This window comes from Pelomonas lactea (genome assembly GCF_043555885.1).
Lineage (GTDB): Bacteria > Pseudomonadota > Gammaproteobacteria > Burkholderiales > Burkholderiaceae_C > Pelomonas > Pelomonas lactea.
In genome coordinates, this window is record NZ_JBIGHX010000002.1 from 711,220 (window position 1) to 729,643 (window position 18,424).

An 18,424-nucleotide genomic window follows, 5' to 3' on the forward strand; every position below is an offset into this window, starting at 1 on the left:
GTGGCACGCCGGAATGGCTTGCCTGCCGCTACAGACGCAGCGGCGCGCCACGAGGGATCACCGGGCCGGGCGTGAAATTTCACGCCGCCACGCCGCCCGGGCGGAAGGCCGCGGGCGGCCGCCCCAGCAGCCGCAGGAAGGCGCGGCGCATGCGCTCGGTGTTGCCGAAACCGCAGTCCAGCGACACCCGCAGCACCGACACGGCCCCGCCCTCCAGCGCCGCGCGGGCGGCCTCCACGCGCAGCCGCTCCACCGCCTCGGCCGGCGTCGCACCCGTCTCGGCGCGGAAGCAGCGCGCGAAATGCCGCGGGCTCATGCAGGCCCGCGCCGCCAGGTCTTCCACGCGGTGGGCCTGGCGCAGGTCGCGCCGCACCTCGTCCAGCAGCACGCCGAAGCGGCCGTCCGGCCGCTGCAGCTCCAGCAGCGGCGAGAACTGCGACTGGCCGCCCGGCCGGCGCCGCTCCACCACCAGCTGGCGCGCGGCCTCGCGGGCGATGTCCTCGCCGTGGTCGTGCGCCAGCAGCGCCAGGCACAGGTCGATGCCGGCGGTCATGCCGGCGCTGGTCCACACCTCGGGCAGCTGTTGTGCGCGCTGGGCCGGCTCGCGCACATAGATGCGGTCGGGCTGCAGCCGCACGGCGGGGTAGTCGGTGGCGAACTGCCGGCTGCGCGACCAGTGTGTCGTCGCCGTGCGCTCGTCCAGCAGCCCCGCCGCCGCCAGCACCAGGCTGCCGCTGCAGATGCTGGCGATGCGCGCGCCCGAGCGGCTGGCGCGCTTCAGCCAGCGCATCAGCGTGGCGTCGCCGCAGGCCGCATCCACGCCGTCGCCGCCGATGACCATGACGAGGTCCAGGTCGCTCAAGGCCCGCGGCAGCCCCTGCACCGGCCAGGCCACGCCGGCCGAACTGCGCACGGCCGGCGGCGCGCTGGCCACCAGCCGCCAATCGTAGCTGCCCGCCAGCGCCAGCCGCGCGACCTCGAACACCGCCATGGGCCCGGCCAGGTCGAACTGCTGGAAGCCGGGGAAGACGACGAAGGCGATGCGGCAGGTCACGCCGTGATGATGGCAGAAAAGGTGGGAACAGCGTCATGGCGGCCACCGAGCGATGCCCACAAACTCGCGGCCATCGATCACCCAGGACACGCCATGACGGACCCCGGACACGCCCTCATCACCATCACCCAGCGGCCCGCGACGGTGTTCGCCGAAGGCCACGGCGCGTGGCTGGTCGACGAGGGCGGCAAGCGCCACCTCGACCTCATCCAGGGCTGGGCCGTCAACAGCCTGGGCCACAGCCCGGCGCTGATCACGCAGGCACTGCTGGCGCAGTCGCAGCGGCTGCTGAACCCCAGCCCGGCGTACTACAACCGCCCGCTGCTGGACCTGGCCGGTCGGCTGGTGGAGATCAGCTGCTTCGACCGCGTGTTCCTGGCCAGCTCGGGCGCCGAGGCCAACGAAGGCGCGGTGAAGCTGGCACGCCGCTGGGGCAGCCGCCGGCGCGGCGGCGCGCACGAGGTCGTCGGCTTCGAGCAGGCCTTCCACGGCCGCACGCTGGCCATGATGAGCGCGTCGGGCAAGCCGGGCTGGGGCGACATCTACGCGCCCATGCCGACCGGCTTCACGAAGGCACGACTGAACGACATCGCGTCGGTGGAGCGCGCGCTGACGCCGCGCACGGCGGCCGTGATGATCGAGCTGGTGCAGGGTGAGGCCGGCGTCGTCGTCGCCGACCCGGGCTTCGTGCGCGAGCTGCGCGCGCTGACCGCCGAGCGCGGCGTGCTGCTGATCGCTGACGAGGTGCAGACCGGCATCGGCCGCTGCGGCCACGCGTTTGCGTACGAGCACTGCGGCATCGAGCCCGACGTGATGACGCTGGCCAAAGGCCTGGGCGGCGGCGTGCCGCTGGCGGCGCTGCTGTGCAAGGAGGAATTCAACTGCTTCGAGCCCGGCGACCAGGGCGGCACCTTCGCCGGCAACCCGCTGATGGCCGCCGTGGGGCTGGCCGTCGTCAACGAGGTGTGCCGGCCGGAGTTCCTGGCGGGCGTGCGGGCGCGCGCCGAGCAGCTGTCCGCGGGCCTGCAGGCCGTCGCGCGGGAGTTCGGCCTGGTCGGTGAACGCGGCCTCGGCCTGCTGCGGGCGCTGGTGCTGCCCGCGGACGTGGCGCCCGCGGTGGTCGCCGCGGCCCAGGCGCTGGAGCCCGTCGGCCTGCTGCTGAACGCGTCCCGCCCTCACTTGATCCGGCTGATGCCGGCGCTGAATGTCAGCGAAGCCGAGCTGGCGGAAGGCCTGGCGCTGCTGCGGCGGGCGCTGCGCCAGGTGCTGGCTTAAGTGGTTCCGAAAATCTTGTCGCCGGCGTCACCGAGGCCGGGAATGATGTAGCCGACGTCGTTCAGGTGGCTGTCGATGGCCGCCGTCCAGCAACGCACATCGGGGTGGGCTTCCTGCAGCGCCTTCACGCCCTCGGGCGCCGCCACCAGCACCAGCGCGCGCACGTCCTTGCAGCCGCGCGCCTTCAGCAGGTCGACGGTGGCGATCATGCTGCCGGCCGTGGCCAGCATGGGGTCGATGATGAGCGCCGTGCGGGCCTCCAGGCTGCCGACGAACTTGTCGAAGTAGTTCACCGGCTTGAGCGTCTCGTGGTCGCGCGCCAGGCCGACGACGGACACCTTGGCGTTGGGCAGGATGTCCAGCACGCCGTCCAGCATCCCCAGGCCCGCGCGCAGGATGGGCACCACGGTGACCTTCTTGCCGGCGATCTGGTCGCACTCGGCCGGGCCGCTCCAGCAATTGATCGTGACCTTTTCGGTCGGGAAGTCCGCCGTCGCCTCGTAGGCCAGCAGCCGCGCGATCTCGCCCGTCAGCTCGCGGAACTTCTTCGTCGAGATGTCCGCCTCGCGCATCAGGCCGATCTTGTGCTTGACGAGCGGGTGCTTGACTTCGATGACGGCCATGGCGGGAACTCCCAGTTTTTCTAAACAGTCAGAATTATCGACTGCCCGACGTGGTCCGCTGGCGCAGCACCTCGTACAGACACACGCCCGACGCCACCGACACGTTCAGGCTCTCCACGGCACCCGCCATCGGGATGCGCACCAGCTCGTCGCAGGTCTTGACCGTCAGCTGTCGCATGCCCTCGCCTTCGGCGCCCAGCACGAAGGCGATGGGGCGCTTCAGGTCGAGGTCATAGATCGAGCGTTCGGCCTGGTCCGACGTGCCGACGACCCAGATGTCGCGTTCCTTCAGCTCATTCAAGGTGCGTGCCAGGTTGGTGACCATCAGGTAGGGCACCGTCTCGGCCGCACCGCTGGCCACCTTGGCCACCGTGGCGTTCAGGCCCACGGTGCGGTCCTTGGGGGCGACGACGGCATGCGCGCCAGCACCATCGGCCACGCGCAGGCAGGCACCGAGGTTGTGCGGGTCGGTCACGCCGTCGAGCACCAGCACCAGCGGCGGGCCTTCCACGGCGTCCAGCACGTCGTCCAGCGAATGCGGCTGCGCGATGGCCGCCACGCGGGCGACGACGCCCTGGTGGCGCGGGCTGCCGGCCAGCTGGCTGAGCCGCTCGTCGCTGCTCTCCACCAGCTTGGCGCCGGCCTCCTTGGCGCGCTCGATGAAGGCGCGCATGCGCTGGTCACGCCGCGCGGGGTCGAAATGGACCTCGGCAACGGACCCCGGCTGGGTCTTGAGGCGGACGGTGACGGCGTGGAAGCCGAACAGGACGGACTTGGGGGAACTCATGACCACCATTGTCGGCGCTTCACACGCGCATTGCGGGCCGAGCGCCGGGCCGCTCCCAAGCCGGCCCGCCTTGGCCGATGTTCACGGCTTGATGCCGCGAACATCGGCGTCCCCTTGGGGGACCGGCCAGGCACGCCCGCGTTCAGCGCGGCGCGACTGGACGAGGGGCTTGGCTCCTCGCGTTCTCCATGATGTTGACCATCGAGTCGGTCCAGAAGCGTGCCTTGTTCTTCGCGAGATGGTCCAGCAGAGCGTCATGCGCCTCGCGCGTCACGCTCAGGTGCTCGGCGCCGACGCCGTGGAACAGCAGCGACACCATCGCGCCCTGCGTCGCCGCCTTCTCGACCAGCGCGATCAGCTGCTCGCCCGTCCAGCCTTCGACGAAGTAGGCCGGCATCGCGTACGGGTCCAGCTGCGCGGTGTCGGTCGTCAGCGCCGGCGGCGCGGCGCGGAAGGCGACGAAGTGCGGCTGCAACGCCTTCACGAAGTCCTGCCCGCCGGCCGTCAGGTCGAAGCACGGCGGCGTGAACGTGCGGCGCGTCTTGCCGTCCAGCGACTGCAGCCAGGTGTTGGCGGCAATCACCTGCTCCTGCACCTGGGCGGCCATCTGGCGGTCCAGGTCGCGCTGCGGCTGCACCCATTCGCGGCCCGGCCCCTTGGCCGAGCAGCCGTGGAATAGGCTGTGGTTGCCCAGCTCGTGGCCGGCCGCCGCCGCGGCCTTCCACTCGTTCTGGCGCGCCGGCAACGTGGGCCCGTTGATGGGGATGTAGAAGCTGGCGCGCAGGCCGCGCTTGTTCAGCTGCGGGATGACGTGGTCCAGCTGGCTGTCCAGCGCGTCGTCGTAGCCCAGGCTGACGGCCGCCTTCGCACCACCGGGCCAGGCAAACGGTGCGGCGCCAGCGGCCGCCGACAGCAGCAGGCCCAGCGCGGCCGCGAGCATCGTGTTCTTCATCGGCATGTCTCCTCAACGAACGAACTGAACGGCCATCAGCGCCCCGATCAGCACGGGCTGGTGGACCATGTAGAAACTCAGCGACCACCGCCCCAGCACCGCCAACGGCGCCGGCGCCGGGCCCTGCCAGAGCCGCGGCCAGCGGCGCGTGACGACGAAGCCCAGCAGCATCAGGCCGATCCACGGCAGCAGCGGCACGTAGTCCTCGGTGACGGGCTTGTGCGTGACCAGTCCCACCCAGTCCGTCCAGCGTGAGTCGAACCACGGGTGCTGCACGAAGCGCGGCAACGCGATGGCGGCGGCGGCCAGCGCCAGCAGCGCCGCGTCCGGCAGCCGCGCCAGGCCCAGCCGCAGCAGCACCAGCATCACGGCGATGCCGTGCAGCACACCGAAGCTGATCCAGCTGTCGGGGAACATGACGCGCGAACTCAGCGTCACCAGCAGCGCGCAGCCCGCCACCTGCGCCCAGCGCCGCCAGAAGCGCCCGGCCCGCTGCCCCGCCGCCACGGCAAGCGCCTGGCCGCCGCCGGCGCAGAACAGGAACAGGCTGACGATGCAGGTACGCTGCCAGGTCCAGACCGGGTCGCGGTAGAAGTCCTGCCGGATCCAGCCGAAGTGGTTCAGGTCGAAGCAGAAGTGGTAGGCCGCCATCCAGACGATGGCGGCGCCGCGCAGGGCGTCGAGGCGGTCGGAGCGGGCGTGCAAGATCGAGGGCGCGCGTCAGGGCAAGCGTCAGGGCAAAGGGGTGGAGGCCGGATTCTGGCCCCGCAGCACCGCCTGCTGCTGGCGCCGCGCCAGCCGCTCCTCGGCGATGCGGCGGCGCGCGATGCGGTCGCCCTCGTCCGGGTCGGCGGCGCTGTGCATGGCCTCGGCGCGCAGCCGGGCGTCCTGGCGGGCGCGCTCGCCAATCTGCGTCTGCGCGGCCTGGGCCTCGCGACTGATGTCCCAGTCGGCCTCGCGGTAGCGGCCCTGACCGCTGCGGCACTGGCGCACGCGGCGCACCTCGTCCTGCAGGAACTGCCGCTCGGCGTCGCCCAGCGTCGTGGAGTTGGCACGGGTCTGCATGCCGCGCAGCTCGCCATCGCCGGGGCAGGCGTTGCCCGGCGACGGTGCGGCCGCCGGCGCCGACGCAGCGGCCCTGCCCATCGCCGCATCCACCACCTCGGGCTTGATCGCGTCCACCACGTTGGGCCGCAGGCTGCGCTCGGCCACCGGCCTGCCCGCCTGCGGGCAGGGCTTGTCGCTGAAGACGACCTTGCCCTCCGCCTCACACTTCCACACCTGCTGCGCCCAGGCGCCCGACAGTGCCAACCCCAGCCCGAGGCCCCATAACGCTCGCTTCATGCATCCCCCATCGTCTGCAACCACAATGCGCCGCATCGACACCGCCACGGCCCGCGCCATGTTCCTGCGTCTGCTCGCGCTCCCGCTCATCGTATTGCTCGCCAACGGCCCCGCCGAGGCCCAGAACAAGGCCGCCCAGCCGAGGCCGATCGCCGCCCGCGGCGCACTGGACGCCGAGGAGATGAACAACATCAGCGTCTTCAAACGCGTGAGTCCGTCGGTGGTGCACATCACGACGCTGTCGGTGCAAAGAGATTTCTTCTCGCTGCGCGCCAGCGAGCAGCCGCGCGGCACCGGCACCGGCTTCGTGTGGGACGCCGACGGCCACATCGTCACGAACTTCCACGTCATCCAGGACGGCGACCGCGCCACCGTGACGCTGCACGACCAGAACAGCTATCCCGCCAAACTGGTGGGCGCCTTCCCGGACCGCGACATCGCCGTGCTGCGCATCGAGGCACCGCGCGACAAGCTGCCGGCCATCGCCATCGGCACCAGCCGCGAGCTGCAGGTGGGGCAGAAGGTCTACGCCATCGGCAACCCCTTCGGGCTGGACCAGACGCTGACCACCGGCATCGTGTCGGCCCTGAACCGCGAGATCGAGTCCGTCACGCGCCGCACGATCAAGGGCGCCATCCAGACCGACGCGGCCATCAACCCCGGCAACTCGGGCGGCCCGTTGCTGGACTCCGCCGGCCGGCTGATCGGCGTCAACACCGCCATCTACAGCCCCAGCGGTGCCAGCGCCGGCATCGGGTTCGCCATCCCCGTTGACGAGGTCAATCGCATCGTGCCGCGGCTGATCCGTGACGGCCGCTTCATCCGTCCGGCGCTGGGCATCACCGCCGGCGCACCGCAGCTGTCCCAGGCGCTGGGTGCGCCCAAGGGCGTCCTGCTGGCTGACGTGGCCAGCGGCAGCCCGGCGGCGGCAGCCGGGCTGAAGCCGTTTGGCTACGACCGGTTCCGGCGCATCGTGCAGGGCGACGTCATCACCGCCGTCGACGGCCAGCCGGTGGCAGACCTGGACGACATGCTGTCACTGCTGGAGACGCGGCAGATCGGCGAGAAGGTGACGCTGACCGTGTGGCGCAGCGGGCAGACGAGGAAGGTGGCGGCGACGCTGGGAAGTTCCGATTGAGGCTGTCGCCGCCATCGCGTCAGAATCGGTCCGCGCCACACGGCACATTCACGATTCATGGAGACGAGCTCATGGGCAATTCAGGCAACGGACTTCCGGACAAACTCAAGTCAGACATCGAAGCGCTGTCGGGCATGAACCTGGATCACGTCCGCGTCCACTACAACTCCCCACGACCGGCGCAGCTGGACGCCCAGGCCTATGTACAGGGCACCGACATCCACCTCGCGCCGGGCCAGCAACGCCAGCTGCCGCATGAGGTCTGGCATGTGGTGCAGCAGGCGCAGGGCCGCGTGTCGCCGAGCGGGCGCAGCCACATCGGCCTGAGCGCCGACGCCGACGCGCTGCAGCTGGAGCGCGAGATGCTGGCCCGGCGCACGCCGCTGTAGGCCAGCGCCCGAACCCGTACAGTAGCGCCCCGCCCGAGGCCTGTTGCCTCGGGCTTCATCACGCAAAGACAGGATTCGCCATGGGCGCGCAATGGAAAGCCAAACACAAGGACATCGCCGCCAACGCGAAGGGCAAGCTGTTCGGCAAGCTGGCCAAAGACATCATGATTGCTGCGCGCGGCGGCGCTGACCCCAAGGACAACGCCAAGCTGCGCATGGCCGTCGAAGCGGCGCGCAAGGTGTCCATGCCCAAGGACACGCTGGACCGCGCCATCAAGAAGGGCGCCGGGCTGACCGGTGAGACGGTGCACTTCGAGCAGGTCATCTACGAAGGCTTCGCGCCACACCGCGTGCCCGTGATGGTGGAGGTGCTGACCGACAACACCAACCGCGCCGCGTCGGACATGCGCGTGCTGTTCCGCAAGGGCCAGCAGGGCACGCCGGGCTCGGTGAGCTGGGACTTCGACCACGTCGGCCTCATCGAGGCGGAAGCCACCACCCCCGGCGCGGATGCCGACACGGCCGCCATCGAGGCCGGCGCGCAGGACCTGCTGCCGGCCGACGAGGACGGCGTCACCGTCTTCCTGACTGACCCGACCGACCTGGACCTCGTCAGCCGCGCGCTGCCGGCCCAGGGCTTCACCGTGCTCAGCGCCAAGCTGGGCTACCGGCCCAAGAACCCCATCGCCGCCAGCAGCCTCACGGCCGAGCAGCTGGAAGAGGTGGAGAACTTCCTGGCCGCGATGGACGACAACGACGACGTGCAGCACGTCTACGCCGGGCTGGCCGGCTGAGCCCGCGTCGCCCCGGCAGGCCCCGGGTCACCCCCGGGCCGCGCGCAGGCGCGTCCACCGACAGATCCAGACCCATCGGAGCACACATGAAAGCCTGCCTTGCCCTGGCCGCGGCCCTGCTGCTGAGCAGCGCCGCCGTCGCCGACACGCCGTCGTTTTCCGTCAAGCAGTTCGGGGCCCAGTTCATCGAGGCGCCACCGGGGCGGGACAACAACCTGCTGCCCATGGGCAGCCTCGGCGCGCAGGAGAAGGTCGAGACGCATGCGGTCGTCGCCTTCGACAACCGGCTCATCGTCGACCTGCCCAGCTTCGGCGACGACGCCAAGGTCACCGCCACGGCCATCCTGGCCAACAAGACACAGGCACCGCTCGGTGCGGCCAGCGTGGCGGGCTTTCGCAAACTCAGCGCCGACGGCCGGAAGACGACCTACTCGTTCTCCGTGACCCGGCTGCCGGATGGCGGTGTCGCGGGTGTCGTCTTCAGCGGCCAGGTCAGGGTCATGGTGGCGAGCGCGGTCAAGAAGACCAGCGTGCCGTTCCAGCCCAAGGTCGGGCAGAAGCTGGACCTGGGCCTGGGCAACGTGGTGGTGGCCAACGTCGATGCCGGCTCCGTGACGCTCAGCGGCGATGACCGGGTCAGCGCCATCGCCGCCGTCAGGCTCGTCAAGCCGGACGGCTCGGCGGTCGCGGGCGAGCGCGGCGCCTATTCCAGGCGCGGCGGCACCGACGGCACCGCCGTCGCCGTCCAGTGGCAATTTGCGGCGCCCGTCTCGGCGGGCAAGCTGGAGGTGTCTGTGTACCAGGATCTCGGCGCGGTCCAGGTGCCGGTCAACCTGGTGGTCACCAAACCCTACTGATGCCGCCTGGTCAGGCGTCCGCCTGGCCGCAGGCAGCCAGCAGCCACCGCTCGAAGGCTTTCACCGCCGGCCGCGCCTTGGCCGCCGGGTCGACGATGAGGCGGTAGGCCCGCGCCGACGCGATGCCGGCGTCGAACGGCGTGACGAGCTGGCCGGACGCCAGCAAGGCGTCCACCAGCGGCCGCCGGCCCAGCGCCACGCCCTGCCCCGCCACGGCGGCGGCGATGGCCTCTGAGTAGCTCGAAAAACTCAGCCGCGCCACCGGCCGCAGGTCGGCCAGGCCCCAGGCGCTGAGCCAGGGCTCCCACTCGGCCGGCATGCCGGCGCTGTCGCCGTCCATCGCCAGGTGCAGCAGCGTGTGGCGGGCCAGGTCGGCCGGTTCGCGCAGCGGCAGGCCCAACTCGCCCACCAGCCGCGGGCTGCAGACCGGCACCATGGATTCGGCAAACAGCTGCCGTCCCTGGGCCGCGCCCACCGGGCTGTAGCGGATGGCCAGATCGAACCCCTCGCTGGCCAGGTTGCGGTTGCCCAGGCCCGCGTCCAGCCGCACGTCGATGCCCGGGTGGGCGCGCGTGAACGCGGTGAGCCGCGGGATCAGCCACAGCGACGCGAAACCCGGCGTCGTCGTCAGCGCCAGCAGCTGGCGCTGGTGCGGCTCGCGCACGGTGCGCACCGCCACGCGCAGCGTGTTCAGCGCGCTGGCACAGGCGGCGTACAGGCGCTGGCCGTCCTCGGTGAGCGCCAGCGCGCGGTGGCGGCGCTCGAACAGCGTCACGCCCAGTTCATCTTCCAGCGAGCGCATCTGCCGGCTCATCGCCGACTGCGTGACGAAGCGCTCGGCGGCTGCCTGGGTGAAGCTCAGGTGACGGGCTGCCGCCTCGAAGGCGGCCAGCAGCTGCAGCGGCGGCAGGCGGTCCAGCGGCTTGGTTGACATGATCTGCAGGAATGTGAAGCCTTCCGAATCATCGTTTGTCGTACACAGGGCAGGCAATCAGTATTCGGGTCATTGACCATGCCCACCCGGCATGCAAGGAGGCAGACATGCTGATCGACGTCCCCCACACCCGGCTGCTGCTGCATCGCGGCCAGACCTCGCGCCTGCCGGAGGCACGCGACACCCACCTGTGCAGCGCCGAGGGCACGCTGTGGGTGACGCTGGACCATGACGCGCGCGACATCGTGCTGGAGCCGGGTCAGTGCTTCGTCGTGCCCGATGACCGCGGCGTCACCGTCAGCGCGCTGAGCACCCGCGCCGTGCTGGACCTGCGCCCCGCCGAGGCCCGGCCGTGAACACCGCGCTGGCGCCGGCCGCCGTCGAGGCCGGCCACCGCTGGGTGCTGCCCGGCGGCCGTGCGGCGCTGCTGCGGCTGCTGCGCCCGGGCGACCGGTGCGCCGAGCAGACCTTCTTCAACGGCCTGTCGCTGGACTCGCGCCACCAGCGCTTCCACTTCGGCCTGCGCGAGCTCAGCCCCGCGCTGCTGACGCTGCTGACCGACGTGGACCAGCGGCTGCACCGCGCCTGGGTCGTCGAGGCCGAGGCGCCCGGCCGGCCTGTCATTGCCGACGCCCGCTTCGTCTGCGACCCGGCGCAGCCGTCGGTCGCCGAGTTTGCGCTGGCCGTGGCCGACGACTGGCAGGGCCTCGGCCTGGGCCGGCGGCTGATGGCCCACCTGGCCACCGAGGCCCGGCGGCAGGGCGTGCAGCAGCTGTTCGGCGACGTGCTGGCCGACAACCGCCGCATGCTGGCACTGATGCGCGAATCGGGCGCCCGGCTGCGGCCCCACCCGGACGGAGCGCAACTGGTGCGCGGCACGCTGACGCCGGGCGCATGAACTGCCCCTCCAATTCAGGACACAGAACCGCACTCAGGCACCACAAGTCATTGTTTTACATTTGATTTTTATTTTCAATTAAGGACAAAATTCAGGACACAGCACCCGAATCCATGCCCGCCGACCTGCCCAGCCTCGAACGCCTGCTCCGCCCGCGCGGCCCGCTGGGGCTAGCAGACATCGCCGCGGCGCTGGGCTGCTCCACGAAGACGGCGCAGCGGCTGATCGCAACGGCCGGCGACGCCGTCGTGGCGGCCGGGCAGACGCGGCGGCGGCGCACCGCGTGGCGGCGCGAGATCCGCGGCCAGCGCATGGAAGCGCCGCTGTACCGCATCGACGCCGAAGGCCGCCCGCAGCCCGTGGGCCTGCTGCGGCCGATCTGGCCGCGAGGCTGCCACCTGGAGGCCGCCACACCGGCCTGGCCCGTGCCCGAGGAGGCGCGCGACGGCTGGTACGACGGCCTGCCCTACCCGCTCTACGACCTGCGGCCGCAGGGCTTCCTGGGCCGCGCCTTCGCGCGCCGGCACGCGCCCGGCCTCGCACTACCGCCCGACCCGCGCGACTGGGACGACGACGCGCTGCTGCTGTCGCTGGGCGCCTTCGGCGACGACCTGCCGGGCGAACTGCTGGTGGGCGACGCCGCGCTGCGCCGCTTCCTCGACACCCGCCTGGCCGCCGCGGCGCCGCTGGCCGAGAACGACCTGCCCGCCGCCTGCGCGCGGCTCGCCGCACAGGCGCTGGACGGCGCGCTGCCCGGCTCGTCGGCCGGCGGCGAGTTCCCGAAGTTCACCGTCGCACGCGCGCTGCCGGGCATGGCCACGCCGCACTGCGTCGTCAAGTTCAGCGGCGCCGACGACTCGCCCACCGTGCAGCGCTGGCGCGACCTGCTCGTCTGCGAGCAACTGGCCGCCGACGCGCTGGGCGACGACGCGGCGCGCACGCGGCTGCTGGCGCACCAGGGGCGGCATTTCCTGGAGAGCGAGCGCTTCGACCGCGTGGGCCTGCACGGACGGCGCGGCGTGGTGAGCCTGGCGCAGGCCAACGCCGGCCTCGTCGGCGAGGCGTCGGATGACTGGACCCGCGTGACCGCGGCACTGACCGCCCGCGGACTGCTGAGCGCGGCCGACGCCGAGCGTGCGGCGCAGCGCCAGCTGTTCGGCCAGCTCATCGGCAACAGCGACATGCACGGCGGCAACCTGGGCTTCTTCCACGACGCCGCGGGCCTGCGCCTCGCGCCCAGCTACGACCAACTACCCATGCGCTACGCGCCGCAAGCCGGCGGCGAGGTCACGTCGCCCGCGCTGCAGCCCGCCCTGCCCTTGCCGGCTGAGCGCGAGCGCTGGCAGCGCACGGCGCCGGGTGCGCTGGGCTTCTGGCGCGCCGCGGCGGACGACGCGCGCATCAGCCCCGCCTTTCGAGCGCTGTGCGCCGACAACGCCGGCAGGCTGGCGCAAGCGATGGCCCTCGCATGAAACGACCCGTCATCGCGCTGCTGGCGCTCGCGCTGTCACTCGCGCTGGTGCTGGCCGGCATCAGCCTGGCCGCCGGCGAATGGCTGACGCGCCCCGTGCCCGCCGCCATCGGCGCGCCGCCGGCCGACCTGCACGCCGAGACGGTGACGCTCCTCTACGGCGACGGCCAGCACCTGGCCGGCTGGTTCGTGCCCGGCCGCCCCGGCGAAGGCGCCGTGCTGCTGATGCACGGCGTGCGCGGCAGCCGGCTGCAGATGCTGGCGCGCGCCCGCTGGCTGCAGCGCGAAGGCATGGCCAGCCTGCTGGTTGACGCGCCGTCGCACGGCGAGAGCAGCGGCGGGCGCATCGGCTTCGGCCGGCTGGAAGCGCCCGGCGCCGAGGCGGCGCTGGCCTGGCTGCGCCGGCGCGTGCCGGGCGAGAAGGTCGGCGCCATCGGCGCGTCGCTGGGCGGCGCCTCGCTGCTGTTCGCGCAGCGCCAGCCGGAGCTGGACGCGCTGGTGCTGGAGTCGGTCTACCCCACCATCGTCGACGCGCTGCAGGACCGCCTCGCGATGCGCCTGGGCACGACGGCCAGCCAGTTGCTGGCGCCGCTGCTGCTCGTGCAGATCCCGCTGCGGCTGGGCCTTGGCACGGACCAGCTGCGCCCGGTCGACGCGATCACCTCGGTGCGCGCGCCGCTGCTGGTGGCCTCGGGCATCGACGACCTGCACACGCGCTGGCCCGAGACCGAGGCGCTGTTCGCCGCCGCCCCCGAGCCCAAGACGCTGTGGGCCGTGCCGGGCGCAGCGCACGTGGACCTGCACGGCTTCGACGCAGCCGCCTACGACGCGCGCATCGGCCCCTGGCTGCAATCACACCTGCGCAAATCCCCGGGCTGACGGGGCCAAGCCAGCATCGGCAATATGCCGTCATGACTGCCTTGCCTCCGCTCTCCATCCTGGACCTCGCACCCGTCGTCGAAGGCGCCACCACCCGCGACGCGCTGCTGAACAGCCTGGACCTCGTCAAGCTGGCCGACGAGCTGGGCTACACGCGCTACTGGGTGGCCGAGCACCACAACATGGAAGGCGTGGCCAGCTCGGCCACGGCCGTGCTGATCGGCCAGTTGGCAGCGGCGTCGCGGCGCATCCGTGTCGGCGCGGGCGGCATCATGCTGCCCAACCATGCGCCGCTGACCATTGCCGAGCAGTTCGGCACGCTGGCCGAACTGTTCCCCGGCCGCATCGACCTGGGCCTGGGCCGCGCGCCGGGCACCGACCGCGCCACGATGCGCGCACTGCGCCGCAGCCTGGACAGCAGCGGCGGCGAGGACAGCTTCCCCAACGACGTGCTGGAGCTGCAGGGCTACCTGGCGGCCGAGTCGCCGCAGGCGCAGGTGCGCGCCGTGCCCGGCCAGGGCACCGAGGTGCCGATCTGGCTGCTGGGCTCCAGCCTCTACTCCGCGCAGCTGGCCGCCTACCTGGGCCTGCCGTTCGCGTTCGCGTCGCACTTCGCGCCGGAGATGCTGATGCAGGCGCTGCAGATCTACCGTGCCACCTACCGGCCCAGCGCGCGGCACCCGAAGCCGCACGCGATGGTGGGGCTGAACGTCATCGTCGCGCCCACGGACGAGGAGGCACAGTTGCTGTTCACGTCGGCACAGCAGCGCTTCCTGGGCATGGTGCGCGGCCGGCGCGGCAAGCTGCCGCCGCCGGTGGAGAGCATGGAGCCGCTGTGGTCACCCGCGGAGCGCATGCAGGTGGAGCGGATGCTCAGCGAGTCCATCGTCGGCTCGCCCGACACCGTGCGCGCTGGCCTGGCCGCCACGGCCGAGCGCACCAGCGCCGACGAGTTCATCGTCGCCTGCGCGGTGCATGCGCATGGGCTGAGGCGCCGGTCCTACGAGTTGCTGGCGAGGCTCTGAACCGGCGGGCATGCCAACGCCCCGTGCGCTCGTCGCGGATGCGGCCGCGCGTTCCGCCAGCAGCGCAGGGCTGGCAGCGACGTGGTGTCACCCAGCGGCTTGCAACGCCATCGGCTGACGCCGGTGTTCAGCCAGGCCGGTCTGAGGGCGACGCACGAGTGGTACGGCCGGTCTGCCCTGCGAGAGGCACCACCGGCTGCTCACTTGATGCGCTGCTTCTCCAGCTTGCGCGCCAGCGTGCGGCGGTGCATGCCCAGGCGGCGCGCGGTCTCGCTGATGTTGAAGTCGGTCTCGGCCAGCACCTCGTGGATGCGCTCCCACTCCAGCGTCTTGATGTTGACGGTCTGGCGCTCGGTAACCTCGACGTCGGCATCGCCCTGGCGGCGTGCGAACGCGGCCTCGATGTCGTCGGTGTTGGCCGGCTTGGCCAGGTAGTGGCAGGCGCCCAGCTTGATGGCCTCCACGGCGGTGGCGATGCTGGCGTAGCCGGTCAGCACGACGATGAGCACCTCCGGGTCCCAGGCGTGCAGCTGCTGCACGCAGGCCAGGCCCGAGGCGCCGCCGGCGAGCTTGAGGTCCACGACGGCGTGGCCCAGTTCCTCGTCATCGGGCAGACCGTCCAGCAAGGCCTTCATGTCGTCCAGCCCGGTGGCACGCAGCACGCGCCAGCCGCGGCGCTCGAAGGAGCGGATCAGGGTTCGGGCGAAGCTGTCGTCGTCTTCGACGATGAGCAGCAGGCGGTCTTCTTCAGGAGCGGGCATTGGTGGGTGATTGTCGCGGCAGCAGGGAAGCCAGCGGCAGCGTCAGGGTCACGACGGCGCCGCCCTCTTCCCGGTTGCCTGCCTCCAGCCGCCCGCCCAGCGTGCGCGCGACGTTGACCGACAGGAACAACCCCATGCCGCGGCCGGGCTGGCCCTTGCTGCTCTGGTAGGGCTCGCCGAAGTGGCGCAGGCGCTCGTCATCGAAGCCGGGGCCTTCGTCAAGCACGCTGAGCGCCAGCGTGTCCTCGTCCGGGCAGGTGGCCTGCAGCGTCAGCGGCGTGCCGGGCGAAGCCTCGGCGGCGTTGTCCAGCAGGTTGGCGACGACCTGCTGCAGCGCGGTGTCCGAGATGATGTCCATGTCGGGCAGCGCCTCGCAGCGCAACGCCAGCTCGGCACCCGGATGAGCCGCCCGCCAGCGGATCGCCAGGCCGTCGACGAAAGCCTGCAGCGGCGTCAGCTGCGGCGCCTCGCCGCGCATCTCGCCGGCGGACATCAGGATGCCGGTGACGATGGCCTTGCAGCGCAGGATCTGGCGCTGCATCTCCTCGATTTCCTCGCGCAGCTCGGGCTCGCCGGCGAACGGTGCCATGTGCGCCCAGTCGCCCAGGATGACGCTGAGCGTCGCCAGCGGTGTGCCCAGCTCGTGCGCGGCGCCGCTGGCCAGCAGGCCCATGCGCACGATGTGCATCTCCTCGGCGGCGCGCTGCTTGAGCTCGGCGAGCTCGTTGTCGCGCTGGCGCAGGTTCCTGTTGATGCGCACGATGAACACGCTGAGAAGCGCGACGTTCAGCAGAAAGCACAGCAGCAGCCCGCCCAGGTAGTTGGGCGACAACGTCGTGGGCGACGAGGGGTCCAGCGCCAGCGGGCGGTGCCACTGCGTCAGCGCGACGAAGCCGGTCAGCGTGCTCAGCACGATGGCCCACAGATAGGCCGGCCGCAGCAGCACGGAGGCCACCGCAACCTGCAGCAGGTAGAGGTAGATGAAGGGGTTGTCGCTGCCGCCGGCGAGATAGAGCTGGCCAGTCAGCACGCCCACGTCTACCAGCAACGCAATGCACAGCTCCAGCTGCGACACCGGCTGCGTCAGCCGGTTGCGCCACAGGCTGAACAGGTTGAACGCCGCCAGGATGCCCAGCAGGCTGAGCATCTCGGCCCAGGGCAGCTCGATGCCCAGGCCCGCGTGCACGACGAGTACGGTGGCCAGCTGGCCGCCGACGGCCAGCCAGCGCAGTTCGATGAGCTGGCGCAGGTTGGCGCGGCCGGCGCGACGCTCGGGTGCGACGATGACCGGTTCGGCAGACTCGGCGGTGAGGGGCGGCGGCGTGGTGTTCAAGGCGAGGCGCGGCGGCGCTCCTCGCGGACCAGGTAGAAGACCGCGGCGGCCGCCATGGCCGCGAGCGCCAGCCAGGTGGCGGCGTAGACGGCGTGATTGTTGGCGAAACGCACCACCGTCAGGCCGGGGCGCGGCCAGCGCTGCGGCTGGGCGGGGTCGGCGGCCTCGTCGACGAAGTACGGCGCGGCCCGGTCGGCCACGCCCAGTTGGGCCGCAAGGCCCGCCACGTCGCGCGAATACCAACGGCCCTCGGCCGGCTCGTTCTTGCGCAGCGGACCGCCGCCGGTCTCGGTGAGGCGCAGCAGGCCGGTCAGCTCGACGGGGCCGTCGGGCGCCGCGTGCGCCTCGGGTGCACGCCGCTCCGGAGGCACGAAACCGCGATTGACGAGGACGATGCGGCCATCGTCCAGCCGCAGCGGCGCGATGACCCAGTAGCCCCCACCCAGGTCGGTGGTGGCCTGCACCAGCGCCTCGCGCGGCTCGAATCGCCCCTGCAGCCGCAGGCGGCGGTATTCGTCGTCCTTGCCCACCTGCGCATCCTGCGCCGGCGGCGCGACGGGCGCAGCCTGCAGCCGCAGGCCGACACGGGCGATGAGATCCTGTTTCCAGGACAGGCGCTGCACCTGCCAGCCGGCAAGCGTGAGGAAGCCCAGGCTGGACAGCGCCATGGCAACGATGAGCACTGTGCGTGCGGCGCGTGCCATGTCTGCATCCTTTCCGTTGCGGGCGTAGCGCATTCTGCGGGCCGAGCGCCGGGCCGCTCCCAAGCCGGCCCGCCTGGCGATGTGCATGCGGCTCGATGCCGCATGCATCGCCGTCCCCTCGGGGGACCGACCAGACTTGCCCGCGTTCAGCGCGGCAAGCTGGGCGAGGGGCCTTACATGGTCCTCATCGCCGCGGGGTCGGGCGTGGGCATCATGTTGGCGTTCATGTGATACATGACCCACACCGAGCCCGCCAGCATGATGACCACCAGCGCGACGGTGAACAGCAGCGCCAGCAGCGACCAGCCGCCCTCGACCTTGGCGTTCATGTGCAGGAAGTACACCATGTGCACGACCATCTGCACGGCCGCAAAGCCGAGGATGACCAGGCCGGTGGTCTTGGGATTGCCCAGCACGTTGCCCATGACCAGCCAGAACGGGATGGCCGTCAGGATGACCGACAGGATGAAGCCGGTGGCGTAGCCCTTGTAGCTGACGTGGAAGTCGGCCTCGCCGTCAAGGTGGTCGTCGTGACCGTGCGAATCGTGATGCGCGTGAGAAGAGCCGGCCATCACATCACTCCCATGAGATAGACGAAGGTGAAGACGCCGATCCAGACGACGTCCAGGAAGTGCCAGAACATCGACAGGCACATCAGGCGGCGCCGATTGGGCGGCGTGAGGCCGCGCTTGCTCACCTGGAACATCAGTGTGACCAGCCAGATGCAGCCGAACGTGACGTGCAGACCGTGCGTGCCGACCAGCGTGAAGAAGCTGGACAGGAACGCGCTGCGCTGCGGGCCGGCGCCCTCGTGGATGAGGTGGTGGAACTCGTACAGCTCGATGCCCAGGAACCCGAGGCCCAGCAGGCCGGTGACCGCCAGCCAGGCCAGCACCTGGCTCTTCTTGCGGGCCTGCATCGCGATCATCGCGAAGCCGTAGGTGATGGACGAGAACAGCAGCAGCGCGGTGTTGGCGGCCACCAGCGGCAGGTCAAACAGGTCGGCGCCCGACGGGCCTGCCGCGTAGTTGCGGCCCAGCACGGCGTAGACGGCGAACAGCACCGCGAAGATGAGGCAGTCGCTCATCAGGTAGAGCCAGAAGCCCAGCAGCGTGCTGTTGGGCGGGTGGTGTTCGCCGCTGTGGTCGTAGTAGACCGGTGCGCCGTTCACGTGCGTGGCAATGGTTGCAGACATGTCAGCAGGCT

22 protein-coding genes are annotated in these 18,424 nt (G+C 71.4%); 10 read left to right on the forward strand and 12 right to left on the reverse strand.

The annotated features are described in order from the left end of the window. Positions 1 to 79: 79 nt before the first annotated feature. On the reverse strand, positions 80 to 1,054 hold the full coding sequence (locus ACG04Q_RS07480; protein ID WP_394510264.1) for a GlxA family transcriptional regulator: 975 nt from the start codon (positions 1,052 to 1,054) through the stop codon (positions 80 to 82). A 93-nt stretch (positions 1,055 to 1,147) separates the two neighbouring features. Here ACG04Q_RS07480 and ACG04Q_RS07485 point away from each other — a divergent pair, with 93 nt between their 5' ends. Next, positions 1,148 to 2,329: an acetylornithine transaminase gene (locus ACG04Q_RS07485; RefSeq protein ID WP_394510265.1), complete on the forward strand. Its 1,182-nt coding sequence runs from the start codon at positions 1,148 to 1,150 to the stop codon at positions 2,327 to 2,329. Here the strand turns inward: ACG04Q_RS07485 and upp are convergent. From upp to ACG04Q_RS07510, 5 genes are all read right to left on the reverse strand, one after another. Next, positions 2,326 to 2,952, reverse strand: a complete 627-nt coding sequence (gene upp, locus ACG04Q_RS07490) for a uracil phosphoribosyltransferase (protein WP_268169175.1) — start codon at positions 2,950 to 2,952, stop codon at positions 2,326 to 2,328. The genes ACG04Q_RS07485 and upp overlap by 4 nt on opposite strands. Positions 2,953 to 2,986: 34 nt before the next feature. Next, positions 2,987 to 3,739, reverse strand: coding sequence for a 23S rRNA (guanosine(2251)-2'-O)-methyltransferase RlmB (rlmB, locus tag ACG04Q_RS07495; protein ID WP_394510266.1), 753 nt, complete (start codon positions 3,737 to 3,739; stop codon positions 2,987 to 2,989). 142 nt (positions 3,740 to 3,881) lie between these two features. Next, a complete protein-coding gene (locus tag ACG04Q_RS07500) occupies positions 3,882 to 4,691 on the reverse strand; it encodes a polysaccharide deacetylase family protein (protein WP_394510267.1) in 810 nt (269 codons plus the stop codon). A gap of 12 nt (positions 4,692 to 4,703) precedes the next feature. Beyond that, the gene (locus tag ACG04Q_RS07505; RefSeq protein WP_394510485.1) at positions 4,704 to 5,399 is read right to left on the reverse strand and encodes an acetyltransferase domain-containing protein; all 696 of its coding nucleotides are present in this window, start codon (positions 5,397 to 5,399) and stop codon (positions 4,704 to 4,706) included. Between the two features lie 24 nt (positions 5,400 to 5,423). Further along, a complete protein-coding gene (locus ACG04Q_RS07510; protein WP_394510268.1) occupies positions 5,424 to 6,035 on the reverse strand; it encodes a hypothetical protein in 612 nt (203 codons plus the stop codon). A gap of 25 nt (positions 6,036 to 6,060) precedes the next feature. Between ACG04Q_RS07510 and ACG04Q_RS07515 the strand changes: the two genes are divergently transcribed. From ACG04Q_RS07515 to ACG04Q_RS07530, 4 genes are all read left to right on the forward strand, one after another. After that, positions 6,061 to 7,173, forward strand: coding sequence for a S1C family serine protease (locus ACG04Q_RS07515; protein WP_394510269.1), 1,113 nt, complete (start codon positions 6,061 to 6,063; stop codon positions 7,171 to 7,173). A 134-nt stretch (positions 7,174 to 7,307) separates the two neighbouring features. Next, positions 7,308 to 7,562 carry an eCIS core domain-containing protein gene (locus tag ACG04Q_RS07520; RefSeq protein WP_394510270.1) on the forward strand — a complete coding sequence of 85 codons (255 nt, stop codon included), beginning with the start codon at positions 7,308 to 7,310 and terminating at the stop codon, positions 7,560 to 7,562. Positions 7,563 to 7,642: 80 nt separating this feature from the next. Continuing rightward, positions 7,643 to 8,356, forward strand: a complete 714-nt coding sequence (locus tag ACG04Q_RS07525; protein ID WP_394510271.1) for a YebC/PmpR family DNA-binding transcriptional regulator — start codon at positions 7,643 to 7,645, stop codon at positions 8,354 to 8,356. An 86-nt stretch (positions 8,357 to 8,442) separates the two neighbouring features. Beyond that, positions 8,443 to 9,213, forward strand: coding sequence for a hypothetical protein (locus tag ACG04Q_RS07530; RefSeq protein ID WP_394510272.1), 771 nt, complete (start codon positions 8,443 to 8,445; stop codon positions 9,211 to 9,213). Positions 9,214 to 9,223: 10 nt separating this feature from the next. Here ACG04Q_RS07530 and gcvA read toward each other — a convergent pair whose 3' ends face one another. Beyond that, positions 9,224 to 10,147, reverse strand: a complete 924-nt coding sequence (gene gcvA, locus ACG04Q_RS07535) for a transcriptional regulator GcvA (RefSeq protein ID WP_394510273.1) — start codon at positions 10,145 to 10,147, stop codon at positions 9,224 to 9,226. 107 nt (positions 10,148 to 10,254) lie between these two features. Between gcvA and ACG04Q_RS07540 the strand changes: the two genes are divergently transcribed. The 5 genes from ACG04Q_RS07540 (at position 10,255) to ACG04Q_RS07560 (ending at position 14,420) form a co-directional block, all read left to right on the forward strand. Then, a complete protein-coding gene (locus tag ACG04Q_RS07540; protein WP_394510274.1) occupies positions 10,255 to 10,503 on the forward strand; it encodes a DUF2917 domain-containing protein in 249 nt (82 codons plus the stop codon). Next, positions 10,500 to 11,045 carry a GNAT family N-acetyltransferase gene (locus ACG04Q_RS07545; RefSeq protein WP_394510275.1) on the forward strand — a complete coding sequence of 182 codons (546 nt, stop codon included), beginning with the start codon at positions 10,500 to 10,502 and terminating at the stop codon, positions 11,043 to 11,045. Before ACG04Q_RS07540 ends, ACG04Q_RS07545 begins: the two co-directional genes overlap by 4 nt. Before the next feature lie 113 nt (positions 11,046 to 11,158). Further along, entirely contained in the window at positions 11,159 to 12,517 is a 1,359-nt protein-coding gene (gene yjjJ, locus ACG04Q_RS07550; RefSeq protein WP_394510276.1) for a type II toxin-antitoxin system HipA family toxin YjjJ, read from the forward strand. Then, complete coding sequence (locus ACG04Q_RS07555; protein ID WP_394510277.1) at positions 12,514 to 13,395, forward strand: alpha/beta hydrolase; 882 nt, start codon at positions 12,514 to 12,516, stop codon at positions 13,393 to 13,395. The genes yjjJ and ACG04Q_RS07555 overlap by 4 nt, the downstream gene beginning before the upstream one ends. A gap of 32 nt (positions 13,396 to 13,427) precedes the next feature. Further along, the gene (locus tag ACG04Q_RS07560) at positions 13,428 to 14,420 is read left to right on the forward strand and encodes an LLM class flavin-dependent oxidoreductase (RefSeq protein ID WP_394510278.1); all 993 of its coding nucleotides are present in this window, start codon (positions 13,428 to 13,430) and stop codon (positions 14,418 to 14,420) included. Positions 14,421 to 14,620: 200 nt separating this feature from the next. On the opposite strand, the gene ACG04Q_RS07565 is transcribed toward ACG04Q_RS07560, so the two are convergent. From ACG04Q_RS07565 to cyoC, 5 genes are all read right to left on the reverse strand, one after another. Further along, positions 14,621 to 15,181 carry a response regulator transcription factor gene (locus tag ACG04Q_RS07565; RefSeq protein ID WP_394510279.1) on the reverse strand — a complete coding sequence of 187 codons (561 nt, stop codon included), beginning with the start codon at positions 15,179 to 15,181 and terminating at the stop codon, positions 14,621 to 14,623. Further along, positions 15,168 to 16,514 (reverse strand): ATP-binding protein, encoded by a 1,347-nt coding sequence (locus ACG04Q_RS07570; protein WP_394510280.1) that lies wholly within the window; start codon positions 16,512 to 16,514, stop codon positions 15,168 to 15,170. The genes ACG04Q_RS07565 and ACG04Q_RS07570 overlap by 14 nt, the downstream gene beginning before the upstream one ends. After that, a complete protein-coding gene (locus tag ACG04Q_RS07575) occupies positions 16,511 to 17,218 on the reverse strand; it encodes an SURF1 family protein (RefSeq protein WP_394510281.1) in 708 nt (235 codons plus the stop codon). Before ACG04Q_RS07575 ends, ACG04Q_RS07570 begins: the two co-directional genes overlap by 4 nt. Positions 17,219 to 17,391: 173 nt before the next feature. Beyond that, positions 17,392 to 17,790: a cytochrome o ubiquinol oxidase subunit IV gene (gene cyoD / locus ACG04Q_RS07580; RefSeq protein ID WP_394510282.1), complete on the reverse strand. Its 399-nt coding sequence runs from the start codon at positions 17,788 to 17,790 to the stop codon at positions 17,392 to 17,394. Beyond that, positions 17,790 to 18,413 (reverse strand): cytochrome o ubiquinol oxidase subunit III, encoded by a 624-nt coding sequence (gene cyoC / locus ACG04Q_RS07585; RefSeq protein WP_394510283.1) that lies wholly within the window; start codon positions 18,411 to 18,413, stop codon positions 17,790 to 17,792. Before cyoC ends, cyoD begins: the two co-directional genes overlap by 1 nt. Between the last annotated feature and the right edge of the window lie 11 nt (positions 18,414 to 18,424).